Origin of the sequence: Streptomyces corchorusii (assembly GCF_001514055.1) — a bacterium.
Lineage (GTDB): Bacteria > Actinomycetota > Actinomycetes > Streptomycetales > Streptomycetaceae > Streptomyces > Streptomyces olivaceoviridis.
On record NZ_KQ948363.1, the window covers coordinates 71936 to 89066 of the forward strand.

A 17131-nucleotide genomic window follows, 5' to 3' on the forward strand; every position below is an offset into this window, starting at 1 on the left:
ATGGCCGTCTGATACGGCCGAATGCCCGATGTGTCGGCGGCAGATTCCACCGGCAGGCGGACGGCAGCCGGCGCAACACCGGCCCGCCGAGGGGTCCGGAGACCCCCCGTCAGGCGGCCTTCGCCTTCGTGGCGTACATGTCCACGTACTCCTGCCCGGACAGCCGCATCACCTCGGTCATCACCGAGTCCGTCACCGCCCGCAGCACGTAGCGGTCCCGGTCCATGCCGTCGTACCGCGAGAACTCCATGGGCTCGCCGAACCGGACGGTGACCCGGCCGGGACGCGGGATGCCCCGGCCCCCCGGCTGGAGCTTGTCCGTGCCGATCATGGCGAACGGCACCACCGGTGCGCCGGTCATCAGGGTGAGGCGGGCGATGCCGGTGCGGCCCCGGTACAGGCGCCCGTCGGGCGACCGCGTGCCTTCCGGGTAGATCCCGAAGATCCTGCCCTCCTCCAGGATGCGCCGTCCGGTCATCAGCGCGGCCACCCCGCCGCTCGCCCCGTCCCGGTCCACCGGGATCATGCCGACGCCGGTGAAGAACCAGGCCATCAGCCGGCCCTTGACGCCCTTGCCGGTGACGTACTCGTCCTTGCCGATGAAGAACACCTGCCGCTTGCTGACCAGCGGCAGCACCATCGAGTCGATGAACGTGAGGTGATTACCGGCCAGGATCACCGGACCGTCGCCGGGGATGTTCTCCACGCCCTCCACCTGTGGGCGGAACATCAGGCGCATGATCGGTCCGAGCACTGCCTTGATGAGCGCGAAGCGGGACAACGGGTCCTCCGATGTCAAAGGGGGCGATATGAGTCTGTGCAGGTGAGGACATTACTCGCGGCGCCGGGCCGCGCGCACATCGGGGACGTCCGGTTCACCGAGGTCTTACGAACTGTTGACGCGGATTTACCTGCGGTGGCGGGCGCAGGACGGCGCGTAACCGCCTTGCGCCGATGTGACGGACATCGCGCCGGAAGGGGGGCCGCCGCCTCCGACGGCTCGTCACCTTCCGCCGTTCGCAGGACATCGGACAGCACCCGGGTGTTCGGACCGGGGCCTCCCCCTCGTCATGTGCACGCCCCTACGATCGGGCCGCACCGATGGACGGAAGCGACAGGAGGGCGCTCATGGACGGCGACCAGGCGAACGGGCAGACGCAGGGAACGGGACGGCGGGCGCTCCTCGGCGCCGCGGTGCTCGGCGCGGGCGGAGCGGTCCTCGGACTGTCCGGCACCGCCCGGGCCGCCGAGTCCCGCACGGCCGGACACGGCGGCGGCGGGCTGAAGAGCCTGCCGGTGCCGACGATCATCGGCCACCGGGGTGCCAGCGGCTACCGTCCCGAACACACCTTCGGCTCGTACGAGCTGGCCCTGGACCTGGGTGCCGACGTGGTCGAGGCGGGCGACCTGGTGCCCACCAAGGACGGTCACCTGGTCTGCCGGCACGAGCCGGAGATCGGCGGCACGACGGACGTCGCGTCCCACCCGGAGTTCGCCGACCGCAGGACCACCAAGGTGCTCGACGGGGTCCCCACCACCGGCTGGTTCACCGAGGACTTCACGCTCGCCGAACTGAAGACGCTGCGCGCCGTCGAGCGCATCCCGGCCAACCGGCCGCACAACACCCTCTACAACGGCCGCTGGGAGATCCCCACCTTCGAAGAGGTCCTGCGGTGGCAGGACGAGCAGACCCGCAAGCGCGGCAAGCAGGTCTGGATCTACCCGGAGACCAAGCACCCCACCTACTTCCGCAAGCTGGGCCTCGGCCTGGAGGAGCGGGTGGCCAAGCTGCTGCACAAGTACGGCAAGGACGGCCGCAACTCCCCGGTCATCCTCCAGTCCTTCGAGCCGAGCAGCATCCAGCGGCTGAACCGGCTGGTCGACAACCCGCTCGTCGTCCTGCTCTCCTCGGCGAACAGCCGCCCGTACGACTTCGTCGAGGCGAACGACCCGCGTACGGTCGCCGACCTCGTCACGCCCAAGGGCCTGCGCGAGATCGCCGGTTACGCCCAGGGCATCGGCCCGACCCTGGACCTGGTCATCCCGAAGAAGGCGGACGGCACCCTGGCCGAGCCGACCACGCTGGTCTCCGACGCGCACAAGGTCGGCCTGGTCCTGCATCCCTACACCATGCGGAACGAGAACCCCTTCCTGCCGGCCGAGTACCGCAAGGGCACCGCGGCCGACGCCTACGGCGATGTCTTCGGCGCCTTCAAGACGTACTTCGCGACCGGGATCGACGGCGTCTTCACCGACAACGCCGACACCGGACTGCTGGCCCGCGCCGACTTCCTGAAGGACTGACGGCCCTCTCCGAACGACCGACAGCGGCCCGGCCGTCAACCGCCGCACCGCTCGGCACTCCGTTCGGGCTGACTGCGCGCCGCCCCGGCAACCCCCCCGCCGGGGCGGCTCGTCGTTCCGCACATGACGCACGACCTGGTGGCCGCCCTGCACCCCCTGCTCGCCGCCGAGGCCATTGCCGAGGCACACGCCGGGGGAGGCGAGCCGGGCGACCTGGAGCAGGCCGTCTGGCTCCGGCTCCTGGAGCGGCTGGAGAGCGACGGGCCACCGCCGGACCCGCACGGCTGGCTGCGCAAGGCGGTCCGCGCCGAGGCCCGCCGCACCCGCCGCACCACCCGCCGGGAACGGCCCTACGGCACCGACCCGGCCGACGACCTCCGCCCCGGACCGGAACACCACGTCCTGGCCACCGCCCGGTACCGCGCGCTGCGGGACGCGGTCCGCCGCCTGCCCGGCCGCTGCCCCCGCCTCGTCGAGGCGCTGCTCTCGCCGAAGGACCTCACCTACCGGGAGATCGCGGGGGAGTTGGGTATCTCACAGGGCAGTCTCGGCCCGGAACGTTCCAGATGTCTCGGATGTCTGCGCCGATTGCTCACACCGGAGGTTGCGGCGTGCGAAGCGCGGGGATAGGAGTAGGCGACGACAGGTGATCAGGTGAGCGGGAGGCATGCGCACATGGGCATGAGCGTGACCATCTCGGTGGCGACCGAACAGGACGCGGAGCAGATCTTCCGGCTCCAGTACCTGTGCTTCCAGAGCGAGGCGGCGCTGTACGGCAACTACCGCATCGACCCGCTCGTGCAGACCCTGGAATCCGTCCGTCAGGAGGTCGCCTCCGACTGCGTCTTCGTCGCCCGGCTCGGCGACGAGGTGGTCGGCTCGGTGCGCGGCAGGGTCACCGAGGACGGCGCGGCGGCCATCGGCAAGCTCTGCGTCCACCCCCGCCTCCAGGGCCACGGCATCGGCGCGCGGCTGCTGCGCCAGGCCGAGGCCGCGCTGGCGGACGAGCGCGGCGCCACCCGCTTCCGCCTCTTCACCGGCCACCGCAGCGAGGGCAACCTCCGCCTGTACCGCCGGTCCGGCTACGAGACGGTCGGCAGGGCCCAGGGCGCCGACGGCGTAGAGATGATCATCCTGGAGAAGCAGGCGGGCGCGTACGCGCAGACGGCGTGAGGGCGGGCGCCCCGAAAGGGGCGCGAGCCACGGGTCACCCGGGGCCGCCCACGCCCCTCAGGCGCCCTCGCGGGCGGACGCCTTCCGCAACCAGTACAGCGCGGAGAGCGGCAGGAGCACGGGGATGAAGACGTACCCCATCCCGTACTTCGACCACACCGTCGCATCCGGGAACGCGGACGGCTCGACCAGGGTCCACGTACCGACGATCAGCACGCCCGCGAGCTCCGCCGCACAGCACACCAGCGCCGCCCGGCGAGCCGTCTCCCCGCCGCGCACCAGCGTGTACGTGATGAACCCGTACACCACGCCGGCCACGGCGGACAGCGAGTACGCGAGCGGCGCCCGGTCGAACTCCGTGGAGATCTGGTACGCGGACCGCGACACCGCGCCGACCACCATCACGCCGTAGAACCAGACGAGCAGCATGCCCGGACCGCTGATCAAACGGGCCGGCTTCTCCTGCACCGCCGTCACCTCAGCCTCCCCAGATGTCGAAGAGCCGCACTTCCAGCACGGCCAGCACCACACCGCCGGCTGCCACCGTCACGGAGCCCCAGCGGGTCCGCTCGGCCAGCGACATGAAGCCCGCCGCCGGAACGCACGCGAACGCGCCCAGCAGATACGCCACGAAGATCGTCGTGCCCTGCTCCGGCTTCTCGCCCCGCGCCAGCTGCACGATCCCGATGACCAGCTGGACCAGGGCCAGCAGCGACACCACGGCCATGCCGATGAAGTGCCAGTCCTTCGTCGGCTGGTCGCGATAGGCGGCCCAGCCGCACCAGGCGGCGAGCAACAGCGCGGCGACCCCGGTCACCAGCGTCAGGGCATTGAGCATGCCGTGACCTTATTACGGCGGAAACAGCCCATCGCCCCCGGCCCCGCCCCAGGCCCCTCCGGCGCGACCACCGTGGCATTGGCCACAGCCCACCGGGCGGCCGGGCCGGGCGCCGGCCCGGTGGTGCGGCCACGTCGGCCTTGTCCGCACTGGTGAAGGACGGGGGAGCGGGGGTTGCCGTCGGCCTGCGGCCATTCCGCCGCCCCTGTCCGCCGCTGTCCACCATGCGGACAGCGGCGGCCGGTCAGGACCGTTCGTCTGCTTTACTTCTCGCATGACCACGACGAGCTGCCGCACCCTTGCGACCGAGGCGACCCCGACGCCCGGTGCTCGTTGTATGTGTCGCCTGATGTGTCGAATGTGCGCCTTCTAGAGGGCCCCCGCATCAGCTGAGCCTCGCGCCCCGAAGCGAGACCCGTGGCATGTCCGTGCGCCGTAGGCCGTACGAGACGCACATCCCTTCCTCATGCCGGAACCGCATGCACCCGTGCCCGGGCACACCCACGCCCGCGCACTCGACAGTGACGGAAACCCACGTGATCACCACCTCGGGCCTGACCAAGGTCTACCGCTCCCGCGGCCGTGAGGTCACCGCCCTCGACGGCGTCGATCTGCACGTCCGCGAAGGCGAGGTCTACGGCGTCATCGGCCAGTCCGGCGCCGGCAAGTCCTCGCTCATCCGCTGCGTCAACCTGCTGGAGCGCCCCACCTCCGGCACCGTGACCGTCGCCGGGCAGGACCTCACCGCACTGGCCGGGCGCGGCCCGCGCGCCGGCCGGGAACTGCGCCGGGCCCGCACCCGGATCGGCATGGTCTTCCAGCACTTCAACCTGCTGTCCTCGCGGACCGTGCAGGACAACGTCGAACTGCCGCTGGAGATCCTCGGCCAGTCCGGCCGGGCCCGCTCCCGCAAGGCACTGGAGCTGCTCGACCTGGTCGGCCTCGCCGACAAGGCCAAGGCCTACCCCGCCCAGCTCTCCGGCGGCCAGAAGCAGCGCGTCGGCATCGCCCGCGCCCTGGCCGGCGACCCCAAGGTGCTGCTCTCCGACGAGGCCACCAGCGCCCTCGACCCGGAGACCACCCGCTCCATCCTCCAGCTGCTGCGCGACCTGAACCGGCAGCTGGGCCTGACCGTCCTGCTCATCACCCACGAGATGGACGTCGTGAAGTCGGTGTGCGACTCCGCCGCCCTGATGGAGAAGGGCCGGATCGTGGAGTCCGGCACGGTCGGCGAGCTGCTGGCCACCCCGGGCTCGGAGCTGGCCGCCGCGCTGTTCCCCGTCGGCGGCGAGGCCACGGGCGCCGACCGGACCGTCCTCGACGTCACCTTCCACGGCGAGGCCGCCACCCAGCCCGTCATCTCCCAGCTCTCGCGCACCTACAACATCGACATATCGATCCTCGGCGCCGCCATCGACACCGTCGGCGGCCTCCAGATCGGCCGTATGCGCATCGAACTGCCCGGCCGCTACGAGGACAACGTGGTGCCGGTCGGCTTCCTGCGCGAGCAGGGCCTTCAGATCGACGTGGTGGGCCAGGAGGCCCTGCTGGTGAAGGAAGGTGCCAAGTGACCTGGTCGGAGATGCAGCCGCTGCTGTCCCAGGCGTGTTCCGAGACGCTGACGATGGTGCTCTGGTCCACCCTGATCGCCGTCGCGGCCGGCCTCCCGCTCGGCCTCCTCCTCGTCGTCACCGACCGGGGCGGCCTGGTCCAGAACGTCGTCGCCAACAAGGTGGTCGGCCAGGTCGTGAACATCGGCCGGTCCATGCCGTTCATCATCCTGATGGTCGCGCTGATGAGCTTCACCCGCTGGGTCACCGGCACGACCATCGGCACGACCGCCGCGATCGTGCCGCTCGCCATCGGCGGCATCCCGTTCTTCGCCCGCCTGGTCGAGACGGCCGTCCGCGAAGTGGACCACGGCCTGGTCGAGGCGGTGCAGTCCATGGGCGGCAACACCTGGACGATCGTCCGCAAGGTCCTGATCCCCGAGGCCCTGCCCTCGCTGATCGCCTCCACCACGACCACGCTCATCGCCCTCATCGGCTACTCCGCCATGGCCGGCACCGTCGGCGGCGGCGGCCTCGGCGACCTCGCCGTGCGCTACGGCTACCAGCGCTTCGAGACCGAGCTCATGTGGATCACCGTCGCGATCCTCGCCGTCGTCATCTCCCTCATCCAGTTCGCCGGCGACTTCGCGGCCCGCTCCCTGCACAGCCGGGGCGGCCGGTCGGGCCCGGCGCCCAAGCTCCGCCTGCTGAAGGCCAAGGAGCCGGCGGCGGCCGACGTCAGCAAGGTCGCCTGAGCTTCCGCAGGGTTCCCCGTCCGCCCACCCCTCACCCGACCACCACCCCTCAACGACGGCGCTTCGCGCCGACAGCCCCTGATCCGGGGTCGCACCACCCTTAAGGAAAGGCACTTTTCGTGCGTAACACCGCCAAGTTCACCACCGCCGTCCTCGCCGCCGGAGCCGTCACCTTCGGGCTCACCGCCTGCGGCTCGGACAAGGACTCCGGCTCCTCCGACTACAGCGGCCCGCTGGTCGTCGCCGCGAGCCCGACCCCGCACGCCGAGATCCTGAACTTCGTCAAGGACAAGCTGGCGAAGAAGGCGGGCCTCGACCTGGAGGTCAAGGAGTTCACCGACTACATCACGCCGAACACGGCGACCGAGGACGGTTCGGTGGACGCCAACTACTTCCAGAACCAGCCGTACCTGGACGACTTCAACAAGAAGCGCGGCACCCACATCGCGCCCGTCGTCACGGTGCACCTGGAGCCGCTCGGCCTGTACTCCCACAAGGTCAAGAAGGCCGACGCCCTCAAGAGCGGTGCGACCATCGCCGTCCCGAACGACGCCGTGAACGAGGCGCGCGCCCTGAAGCTGCTCGCCGCCAACGGGCTCATCACCCTCAAGGACGGCGTCGGCACCGAGGCGACCCCGCAGGACATCACCAAGAACCCCAAGGACCTCAAGTTCAAGGAGGTCGAGGCGGCCCAGACCGCGCGCTCCCTGGACGACGTGGACGCGGCCGTGATCAACGGCAACTACGCCATCTCCGCCGGCATCAAGCCCGCCAAGGACGCCCTGGTCCTGGAGTCCGCGAAGAACAGCCCGTACGGCAACTTCCTCGCGGTCAAGGAGGGCAACCAGAAGGACCCGCGCGTGAAGAAGCTCGCCAAGCTCCTCACCTCGCCCGAGGTCAAGAAGTTCATCGAGGACAAGTACCAGGGCTCGGTCATCCCGTCCTTCTGAGCCCCGAGGGGGAACGAACCGATGCGCGTGTCCGTCATCGCCGTGGCGGCCCTGGCCCTCGGCCTGACCGCCTGCGGCTCCGGCGCGGACTCCGGCAAGGGCGGTGGCACGGACGACACCCTCGTCGTCGGCGCCACCGCCGTCCCGGCCGGCGAGGTGCTCACCTATGTCAGGGACCACCTCGCCGCCAAGGCCGGCCTGAAGCTGGAGATCAAGGAGTTCACGGACTACGTCCTGCCGAACACCGCCCTCCAGGAGGGCGAGCTGGACGCGAACCTCTACCAGAACCAGCCCTACCTGGACGACTTCAACAAGTCCAAGGGCACCGACCTCGTCTCCGTGGTCAAGCCCTACCTGCCGCCCATGGGCGTCTACTCCCACAAGGTGAAGAAGGTGACCGAGCTCGCCGACGGAGCCACCGTCGCCGTGCCGAACGACGTCACCAACGAGGGCCGCGCCCTGAAGCTGCTGGCCGCGGGCGGCGTCATCGGGCTGAAGGCCGGCGCCGGCACCGACGCGTCCCCCGCGGACGTCACGTCCAACCCCCGGCACCTGAAGTTCCGGGAGCTGGAAGCCGCCCAGCTGCCCCGCTCGCTCGACGACGTGGACGCCGCGGTCATCAACAACAACTACGCCCAGGACGCGGGCCTCAGCCCCACCGGGGACGCGATCCTCCTGGAGTCGGCGAAGGACAACCCCTACGCCAACCTCCTCGCCGTCAAGCGCGGCCACGAGGACGACCCACGGGTGAAGAAGCTCGCGAAGCTGCTCGTCTCGCCCGAGGTGCGGACGTTCATCCAGGACAAGTACCACGGGTCCGTCCTGCCGGCGACCGGCGGCTGACGGCACGTACACGGCGTTTCGCGACGCACGGGGTCCACTCCCTCACCGGGTGTGGACCCCGTCGTGCGGTTCAGTGGTTTCATGCTGCATGCTGGGCAGTTCAGCAGACCTGACGGTCCTGGCGGTCTTTCGAGGAATTTCCGAAGGTTACGGAGCGGCGCATGACGAGCACCTTCCCCAACATCTCCATCAGCACGGAGCGGTTGGTGCTGCGTCCCCTCGACGAGGACGACGTGCCCGCCCTGGCCGACATGATGAACGACGAACAGGTCGTCGCCTGGACCACCGTCCCCCACCCCTACACCGAGGCCGACGCCCACCGGTGGATCACCCGCCGCGCCCCGGACGAACGCACCGAAGGGCGCGGCATAGTCCTCGCCGTCACCGAATTCCTCACCCAGCGGCTCGTCGGCGTCGTGCACCTGAGGAACACGGACTGGCGCGTCCGCTCCAGCCAGATCGCCTACGTCATCGCGCCCTGGGCCCGCGGCGAGGGCTACGCCTCCGAAGCCGTCCTCGCCACCGCGCAATGGCTCTTCCACGACCAGAAGTTCGAACGGCTCGAACTGCGCACCGCCGCCGGCAACACCGCCTCCCAGCAGGTGGCCCAGAAGATCGGCTGCATCAGCGAGGGCGTCCTGCGCAACGCCTGGACGGCCCGCACCAGGACCGACGACGGTGCCTGGACCGAGGTGCGCACGGACGTCATCGTCTGGAGCCTGCTCCCGGAGGACCTCGCCGGGGTCACCGAGCAGTCGGCCGACACCGCGGGTTTCACGTCGTACTCGGACTGGAACTGAGCCCCTCCGGCCGCACCAGGTACTCTCACGGAGCCCGCCCCGGGCTCGCTCCCCCCGAAGACCCGCGCAGAACCACTGGAGACTGACGACGATGGCCGACCGGGTCACCGTGATCGGCTGGGACGGCTCGCCGCTGACCGCCACGGCACGGGCCGCCCTCGGCGCCGCCACCCTCGTGGCCGGTGCCGCCCACCACCTGGCACTGCGAGAGGTGCCGCCCACCGCCGAACGCGTCCGCCTCGGCAGCCTCGCCCTGGCCGCCCGCCGCATCGCCGCCCACCGCGGCACCGCGGTCGTGCTCGCCGACGGCGACCCCGGCTTCTTCGGTGTCGTCCGCACCCTGCGCGCCCCGGAGTTCGGCCTGGAGGTCGAGGTCGTCCCCGCCGTCTCCTCGGTCGCCGCCGCCTTCGCCCGCGCCGGCATGCCCTGGGACGACGCCCAGGTCGTCGTCGCCCACCCGCGCACCCTGCGCCGGGCCGTGAACGTCTGCCGCGCCCACACCAAGGTCGCCGTCCTCACCTCGCCGGGCGCCGGCCCCGCCGAACTCGGCCTCCTCCTGGAGGGCGTGCACCGCACCTTCGTCATCTGCGAGGAACTGGGCACCGAACGCGAACAGGTCAGCGTCGTCACCTCCGACAAGGCCGCCGACCACACCTGGCGCGACCCCAACGTCGTCATCGTCATCGGCGGACCGGCCGGCGCGCAGGAGGGCGGCGGCTGGATCGCCGGACGCGACCCGGGCGCCGGCCCGCGCGGCTGGGTGCAGCCCGACGCGAGCTACGGCGCCGGCCCGGCCGGCGGCCTCGGCGAGGGCGAGACCCAGCTGCTGCGCGCCGCGCAACTCGCCCGCCTCGGGCCCCGCGTCGGCGACCTCGTCTGGGACATCGGCTGCGGCAGCGGCGCGTTCGCCACCGAAGCCGCGCGCGCCGGCGCGGCCGTCATCGCCGTCGACCACGACCCGGCCGCCTGCGCCCGCACCGAGAGCGCCGCGCGCCGCTTCGGCGTCCAGCTCCAGATCGTGCACGGCAGCGCCCCGCACGTCCTCGAAAACCTGCACGAACCGGACGTCGTACGGGTCGGCGGCGGGGGACCGGCCGTCGTCTCCGCGGTCGCCGACCGGCGCCCGCAGCGCATCGTCACGCACGCCGCCACCCGGGACGTCGCCGAACGCGTCGGCCGTGACCTGGCCGAGCACGGATACCGGGTCGAGTGCGCCCTGCTCCAGTCCGTCGAACTCGACACCCGGGCCTGGACCGAGACCGAGCGGAACGTAGCGTTCCTGCTCAGCGGGGTGCTGCCGGACCGCGCCCCGTGATCCTGTTGTCGTACCGCGCGCGGTAGGCTGGCCGATCGTTGTACCGCACCGGTGGGCCGAACTTCGTTCACCAATGTCCGGAACGCGCGCCCGTTTTGGGGTGGGTGTGGTACGGCGGAGCCGGAGGACGCGCAACGTGGCGCAGTCCACAGCGGGCTGTCGCGGATCTTGCTGTCGCGACGGCACGACGACCGGGACAATGCCACTGAATGGCTTTGTCGCCTTTTCCGGCGGGTCGTTCGTGCCGCTGGGCACGGACGCTCGTTCTTCACTGCGGGCGGTCGGTGCGCCGTTCCGGGTGAGCTGGTCGTAGGAGCACTAACCGATGGGCGAGGGGTACGCATGACCGACACCGGCCAGGTCCCGGGCGAGGGGCAGCCGGAGAGCGCAGGCATGGTGGAGCAGCCGGGCGTTCCCGCGCACGGTGCGTACGCCTACCTCTCCGAGGCTCCCGCCGAGGACGAAGACCTGCTGCTGCCGGGTGCCCAGGGCGCGTGGGGCAACGAAGTGCCGCCACCCGCTCCGGAACCGGTGGTGGAGGCCGTCCACGAGCCGGGCCCGCACGAGACGGCCGGCCGGGACAGCGGCTCGGTCGACCTCAGCGGGGTCCGCCTGCCCGACCCGGGCCCGGCGTCGGTGCCGCCGTCGCCCATCCTCTCGGCGCCGCACGACCCGGCCACCGCCCCGCAGCCGCCGCGCCGCCCGCTGCACCTCGGCCCGCCGATCCCCGACGCCTCCGCCAGCCCGGTCCGCTCCCTCGCCGACCGCGGCCCCGCGGGAGCGCCGGTACGGCAGCCCGGACCGGCGGCGAGCGGCCCCGAATACCTCGATGCCCAGTCGCAGGCGGCTCCGCAGGGCGCGGCCCCCTGGGGCGCGGCACAGGCCGTCACCCAGGCCCCGGCTGCCGAAACGGTTGACCCGTCCGGCGCGGCCCAGGCGGCGGTGGCCCGCCTCACCAGCCAGGCGTCGTCCCCGACCGACACCGGCCACGTGCAGGTCGTCCACGGCCATGACGGGGTCCAGCCGGTCCACGCGCACGACGGGGTGTACACGGCACCGGTGACGCCGGACGCCGGGGCGGACGCGGCCCCCGGTGACGGCGGGACCGTCGCCGACGCGGCGCCCACGGCCGTACCGGCCGCTGACGGAGCGCCAGGGCCGGCGCACGGGCAGGACGGGGCCGACCAGGTGCCCCCGGCGCCGGAAGCCTCCGGGGCGGACCCGGCGGCCCCGAGCGTCCCGGCCGAGCCGGCGCCGGGACAGGCCGTACCGACCGGCGCACTGCCCTCGGAGGCCACCGGTACCGAGGGGGCAGCGGACGCGGGTCCGGCCGCCGGCACGCCGGCCGAGGCGACGGCTCAGGCGGTGGCCGGGGACGTCCCGGCTCAGGCAGTGGCTGGAGATGCGGCTCAGGCGGTGGCTGGGGACGTCCCGGCTCAGGCAGTGGCTGGGGGCGCGGCTCAGGCGGTGCCTGAGGTGGCGGACCAGGCGGTGGCCGGGGATGCTTCTCAGGCAGTGGCCGAGGTGGCGGGTCAGCCAGTGGCCGAGGTGGCGGGCCAGGCAGTGGTTGGCGACGCGGCTCAGGCAGTGGCCGGGGATGTTTCTCAGGCAGCCGGGGACGCGGCTCAGCCGACGGCACCGGCGCAGGCGGCCGAGGGCATGCAGCCGGGCGAGATGGCGCAGCCCGTCGATGTCGGGCAGGCCACCACGACTGCGCAGGCCGCGGACGCCGAACAGCTCCCCGGTACCGGGGACGTCGCCGCTACGGACCAGGTCACCGCGCAGCCCGCCGACGTCGAGGTGCAGCCCGCCGATCCCGCCCAGGCTGGCGTTGCCGGGGATGCGGCTGGCGCGGTGCAGCCCGCTGATCCTGCCCAGGTTGCCGATGTGGTGCAGTCTGCCGATGGCGCGCCGACTGCCGAGGCTCCTCAGGTTGCCGCTGCCGCCGGGGATGCGGTTGGTGCGGTGCAGCCGGCTGATCCTGCGCAGGTTGCGGACGCGGCGCAGTCCGTCGATGGCGCGCCGACTGCCGAGGCCCCTCAGACTGTCATCGCCGGGGATGCGGTTGGCGCGGCGCAGCCCGCCGACCCTGCGCAGCCGACCGGCGCCGAGCAGGCCGCCGACGAGCCGCAGAGTGCCGAAGCGCAGCAGGTTGCCACCGCGGACCCTGCCGACTCCGCACAGCCTCACCTCCCCGCCGACGCCCAGGCGTCCGCCGAAGCCCAGGCCCCCGTCTCTCCCCAGGGTGCGGTGGAGTCCGCCGAAGCGGTTCCCCCTCATGGCGCGGGCGAGGCCCCCGAGGCGATCGCCGGCCAGAACGCAGCCCCGGTTCCCGACGCGGCCACCGCCCAGGTAGCGATCGACGGTGCCGACGCGACACCCGCCCAGGCCACCGAGCCCGCCGTCGCCCCGCACCCCACGGCCGCCCAGGCCGTGCAGCCGACCGCCCCCCAGCCGCCGCAGCCCGCCGCCCCGGTCGCGGAGGCACCGCATGCCGACGGCGCCCAGGCGTCGGAGTCGACCGTCCCGGCCGCCGCGGAGGCACCCCAAGCCGACCCGTCGCAGCCGACCCCGGGGCAGACCGCCGTACCCGTAGCCGCCGGGCAGGACGCTGTAGCCGTAACCGCCGCCGGGCAGACCGCGGTACCCGTACCCGCCGCCGGGCAGGACGCCGTAGCCGCCCCGCCCGTCGGTGACGGCGTCGCCGAGGCCGTGGAGGTGACCGAGCCGGTCGTGCTCCAGGGCCCGCAGCTCGCCGAGAGAGTCCCGCACGCCACCGACGCCCCGGCCGCGCAGGCCGTCCCGCAGCCGGACACGGCATCGCACGCCGTCGTACCCGACGCCCCGGCCGCGCAGGCCGTCCCGCAGCCGGATGCGGCATCGCACGCCGTCGTACCCAACGCCCCGGCCGCGCAGGCCGTCCCGCAGCCGGACACGGCGCCGCACGCCGCCGTACCCGACGCCCCGCAGCCAGACGCCGCCGTACCCGACGCCCCGCACCCGCAGGGCCCCGCGCAGAACCCGGAGCAGCCGCTGCCCTCCGGGCTTCCCGTGGGGGCGGACCCGCGCCCGCTCGGGGAGTTCGTGCCGGTGGAGGGCCAGGTGCCCACCGCCCCGCACCTGGCGCCCACCCCGCCGCACCCCCTCGTCGTGCCCGCACCCCGCGAGGGCGAGCCGGCCGGGGCGCCCGCCCCCGACGTCGTCCAGCACGCGGACGACCTGCGGACCACGGCCGCGGACCAGGAGGAGGGCACGGCCGCGGTGGCGGAAGGACGACAGTCCACCGGCCCCGCCGCGCCGGGTTACGCCGACGCCGAGCGCGAGGCCGTCCTGAAGGTGATGCGCGAGCGCCGCGACATCCGCAACGGCTTCCGCAGCGACCCCATCCCGCACGAGGTGCTGCTCAGGGTCCTGGAGGCCGCGCACACCGCGCCCTCCGTGGGTCACTCGCAGCCCTGGGACTTCGTCGTCATCCGGTCCGCCGAGACCCGGCGGACGATGCACGAACTGGCGATGCGGCAGCGCGAGGCGTACGCCAAGTCGCTGCCGAAGGGCCGGGCCAAGCAGTTCAAGGAACTGAAGATCGAGGCCATCCTCGACACCCCGGTCAACATCGTCGTCACCGCCGACCCCACCCGCGGCGGCCGGCACACGCTCGGCCGTCACACCCAGCCGCAGATGGCGCCCTACTCCTCGGCGCTCGCGGTGGAGAACCTCTGGCTCGCCGCCCGCGCCGAAGGCCTCGGCGTCGGCTGGGTCAGCTTCTTCGACGAGCGGGAGATGGTCCGCGCGCTCGGCCTGCCCGAGCACCTGGAGGTCGTCGCCTACCTGTGTGTCGGGTACGTCGACGAGTTCCCGGACGAGCCCGAGCTGATGCAGGCCGGCTGGTCCAAGCGACGCCCCCTGTCCTGGGTGGTGCACGAGGAGACGTACGGCCGCCGCGCCCTGCCCGGAGAGGAACCCCACGACCTGCTTGCCGAGACCGTCGCACAGATCCGCCCGCTCGACGCCAAGGCGCTCGGCGAGGCGTGGGAGCGCCAGAAGCGCATGACCAAGCCGGCCGGCGCGCTCGGCATGCTGGAGATCATCTCCGCACAGCTGTGCGGGCTGTCCCGGCAGTGCCCGCCGCCGATCCCGGAGCCCGCCGCCGTCGCCATCTTCGCCGGCGACCACGGTGTGCACGCCCAGGGCGTCACCCCCTGGCCGCAGGAGGTCACCGCCCAGATGGTGGCCAACTTCCTCGGCGGGGGCGCCGTCTGCAACGCCTTCGCCAGTCAGGTCGGCGCCGAGGTGTGCGTCGTGGACGTGGGCGTGGCCGCCGACCTGCCGGCCACCCCGGGCCTGCTGCCCCGCAAGATCCGCGGCGGCACGTCCGACATGACCACCGGCCCCGCGATGACCCGCGAGGAGGCCAAGGCGGCCATCGAGGTGGGCATCGAGACCGCCCGCGACCTGGTGGCGGCCGGCAACAAGGCGCTGCTCACCGGTGAGATGGGCATCGCCAACACCACCGCGTCCGCCGCGCTGATCTCCGTGTTCACCGGCACCGACCCGGCCGAGGTGACCGGGCGCGGAACGGGCATCAACGACGAGACGCTCGCCCGCAAGACGGAGGTCGTCCGCCGTGCCCTGGAACTCCACCAGCCGGACCCGGCCGACCCGATCGGCGTCCTCGCGGCGATCGGCGGCTTCGAGCACGCGGCCATGGTGGGCCTGCTGCTCGGCGGTGCCTCGCTGCGTACGCCGGTGATTCTGGACGGCGTCAGCGCCGGCGCGGCGGCCCTCGTGGCCCGCGCCATCGCCCCGGAGGTCCTCGCGGCCTGCATCGCCGGCCACCGCAGCGCCGAGCCGGGCCATGTGGCGGCCCTGAACAAGCTGGGCCTGCGCCCCCTGGTCGACCTGGACCTGCGCCTCGGCGAGGGCACCGGGGCCCTGCTCGCCCTGCCGCTGGTGCAGAGCACGGCGCGGGCCATGCACGAGGTGGCCACGTTCGATTCGGCGGGAGTCACGGAGAAGTAGGCCCCGCGGCACGGGTGGTCCGGTGTTCAGCTACCGGACCACCCGTGTCCCATGCCCCGCCCACCGCTTAAAATCTGCACGTCAGGGCCGCTCCGAAGGTGCAGCGCGCCCATCGCACAGCTGCACGAGGAGCCGTCCCTCATGGCCGAACACCCCGCCTACCCCGTAGGCCTCCGCCTCTCCGGCCGTCGCGTGGTCGTCCTCGGCGGCGGCCAGGTCGCCCAGCGCCGCCTCCCGGCGCTCATCGCGGCCGGCGCGGACATCGTCCTCGTCTCCCCGGAGGCGACCCCCTCGGTCGAGGCCATGGCGGACGCGGGCGAGATCACCTGGGTGCGGCGCGGATACGAGGACGGCGACCTCGCCGAGGCCTGGTACGCCCTCATCGCCACCAGCGACCCCGCGGCGAACACGGCCGCCTCCGCCGAGGCGGAGCGCCACCGCGTCTGGTGCGTCCGCTCCGACGACGCCGACCAGGCGACCGCGTGGACCCCGGCGACCGGCCACAGCGAGGGCGTCACCGTCGCCGTCCTCACCACGCACGCACGGGGCCGCGACCCCCGGCACACCGCGGCCATCCGGGACGCGGTCGTCGAGGGCCTGCGCGACGGCACCCTCGTCGCCCCGCACCACCGCACCCGCACCCCCGGCGTGGCCCTGGTCGGCGGCGGCCCGGGCGACCCCGACCTGATCACGGTCCGCGGCCGGCGCCTCCTCGCCGAGGCGGACGTCGTCATCGCCGACCGGCTCGGCCCGCGCGACCTGCTCGCCGAACTCCCCCCGCACGTCGAGGTGATCGACGCGGCGAAGATCCCGTACGGCCGGTACATGGCCCAGGAGGCCATCAACCACGCGCTCGTCGAGCACGCCAAGCAGGGCAAGGCGGTCGTCCGGCTCAAGGGCGGCGACCCGTTCGTCTTCGGCCGGGGCATGGAGGAGGTCCAGGCGCTCGCCGAGGCCGGCATCCCGTGCACGGTCGTCCCCGGCATCTCCAGCTCGATCTCGGTGCCGGGCGCGGCCGGCATCCCGGTCACGCACCGGGGGGTCGCCCATGAGTTCACCGTGGTCAGCGGCCATGTGGCGCCGGACGACGAGCGCTCCCTGGTCGACTGGCCCTCGCTGGCCAAGCTCACCGGCACCCTGGTGGTCCTGATGGGCGTCGACAAGATCGGGAAGATCGCCGAGACGCTCGTCGCGCACGGCAGGCCGCCCGCGACGCCGGTGGCCCTGGTGCAGGAGGGGACGACGGCCGCGCAGCGGCGCGTGGACGCCACCCTCGCCACGGTCGCCGAGACGGTCCGCGCCGAGGACGTGAAGCCCCCGGCGGTCATCGTCATCGGCGAGGTGGTGCGGGTCGGTCCCGCGCCTTCGGCGTGACACTGGCCTGATCATGCGTAACCCGGGGTAACCCATCCCTTCCCAGCCGTTGGCACCACACCCAGGACAAGGCAGTATCACCCTGTGGCCGATCTCATCACCGTCGAGGATCCCGACGACCCGCGCCTGAGCGACTACACGGGCCTGACCGACGTCGAGCTGCGCCGCAAGCGCGAGCCCGCCGAGGGCCTGTTCATCGCCGAGGGCGAG

Annotated in this window: 14 protein-coding genes and 1 pseudogene; 12 read left to right on the forward strand and 3 right to left on the reverse strand. The window is 72.8% G+C overall.

The annotated features are described in order from the left end of the window. Positions 1-109 precede the first annotated feature (109 nt). Positions 110-799, reverse strand: coding sequence for a lysophospholipid acyltransferase family protein (locus AQJ11_RS30505; protein ID WP_078611710.1), 690 nt, complete (start codon positions 797-799; stop codon positions 110-112). A gap of 329 nt (positions 800-1128) precedes the next feature. Between AQJ11_RS30505 and AQJ11_RS30510 the strand changes: the two genes are divergently transcribed. The 3 genes from AQJ11_RS30510 to AQJ11_RS30520 all read left to right on the forward strand — a co-directional run bounded on the left by AQJ11_RS30510 (position 1129) and on the right by AQJ11_RS30520 (position 3477). Next, positions 1129-2304: a glycerophosphodiester phosphodiesterase gene (locus AQJ11_RS30510; RefSeq protein ID WP_059265335.1), complete on the forward strand. Its 1176-nt coding sequence runs from the start codon at positions 1129-1131 to the stop codon at positions 2302-2304. Between the two features lie 123 nt (positions 2305-2427). After that, positions 2428-2934 (forward strand): sigma-70 family RNA polymerase sigma factor, encoded by a 507-nt coding sequence (locus tag AQJ11_RS30515; RefSeq protein ID WP_059265336.1) that lies wholly within the window; start codon positions 2428-2430, stop codon positions 2932-2934. 45 nt (positions 2935-2979) lie between these two features. Then, positions 2980-3477: a GNAT family N-acetyltransferase gene (locus AQJ11_RS30520; protein WP_014671594.1), complete on the forward strand. Its 498-nt coding sequence runs from the start codon at positions 2980-2982 to the stop codon at positions 3475-3477. Between the two features lie 57 nt (positions 3478-3534). On the opposite strand, the gene AQJ11_RS30525 is transcribed toward AQJ11_RS30520, so the two are convergent. Further along, complete coding sequence (locus tag AQJ11_RS30525) at positions 3535-3954, reverse strand: hypothetical protein (protein ID WP_058079871.1); 420 nt, start codon at positions 3952-3954, stop codon at positions 3535-3537. A 1-nt stretch (position 3955) separates the two neighbouring features. Next, complete coding sequence (locus AQJ11_RS30530) at positions 3956-4315, reverse strand: hypothetical protein (RefSeq protein ID WP_014671592.1); 360 nt, start codon at positions 4313-4315, stop codon at positions 3956-3958. Between the two features lie 536 nt (positions 4316-4851). Here AQJ11_RS30530 and AQJ11_RS30535 point away from each other — a divergent pair. From AQJ11_RS30535 to AQJ11_RS51430, 9 genes and pseudogenes are all read left to right on the forward strand, one after another. After that, complete coding sequence (locus AQJ11_RS30535; protein WP_014671591.1) at positions 4852-5886, forward strand: methionine ABC transporter ATP-binding protein; 1035 nt, start codon at positions 4852-4854, stop codon at positions 5884-5886. Continuing rightward, a complete protein-coding gene (locus AQJ11_RS30540) occupies positions 5883-6620 on the forward strand; it encodes a methionine ABC transporter permease (RefSeq protein WP_014671590.1) in 738 nt (245 codons plus the stop codon). Before AQJ11_RS30535 ends, AQJ11_RS30540 begins: the two co-directional genes overlap by 4 nt. 119 nt (positions 6621-6739) lie before the next feature. Further along, positions 6740-7570: a MetQ/NlpA family ABC transporter substrate-binding protein gene (locus AQJ11_RS30545; RefSeq protein ID WP_014671589.1), complete on the forward strand. Its 831-nt coding sequence runs from the start codon at positions 6740-6742 to the stop codon at positions 7568-7570. 21 nt (positions 7571-7591) lie between these two features. Continuing rightward, positions 7592-8413, forward strand: coding sequence for a MetQ/NlpA family ABC transporter substrate-binding protein (locus tag AQJ11_RS30550; RefSeq protein ID WP_014671588.1), 822 nt, complete (start codon positions 7592-7594; stop codon positions 8411-8413). A 161-nt stretch (positions 8414-8574) separates the two neighbouring features. Then, the gene (locus tag AQJ11_RS30555) at positions 8575-9213 is read left to right on the forward strand and encodes a GNAT family N-acetyltransferase (protein WP_059265337.1); all 639 of its coding nucleotides are present in this window, start codon (positions 8575-8577) and stop codon (positions 9211-9213) included. A 91-nt stretch (positions 9214-9304) separates the two neighbouring features. Further along, entirely contained in the window at positions 9305-10528 is a 1224-nt protein-coding gene (gene cbiE / locus AQJ11_RS30560; protein WP_014671586.1) for a precorrin-6y C5,15-methyltransferase (decarboxylating) subunit CbiE, read from the forward strand. 342 nt (positions 10529-10870) lie between these two features. Next, positions 10871-15547, forward strand: a complete 4677-nt coding sequence (gene cobT / locus AQJ11_RS46615) for a nicotinate-nucleotide--dimethylbenzimidazole phosphoribosyltransferase (protein WP_079082477.1) — start codon at positions 10871-10873, stop codon at positions 15545-15547. A gap of 141 nt (positions 15548-15688) precedes the next feature. Beyond that, entirely contained in the window at positions 15689-16921 is a 1233-nt protein-coding gene (cobA, locus tag AQJ11_RS30575) for a uroporphyrinogen-III C-methyltransferase (RefSeq protein WP_059265339.1), read from the forward strand. A gap of 84 nt (positions 16922-17005) precedes the next feature. Further along, a pseudogene (locus AQJ11_RS51430) lies at positions 17006-17131 on the forward strand (TrmH family RNA methyltransferase); the annotation flags it as partial.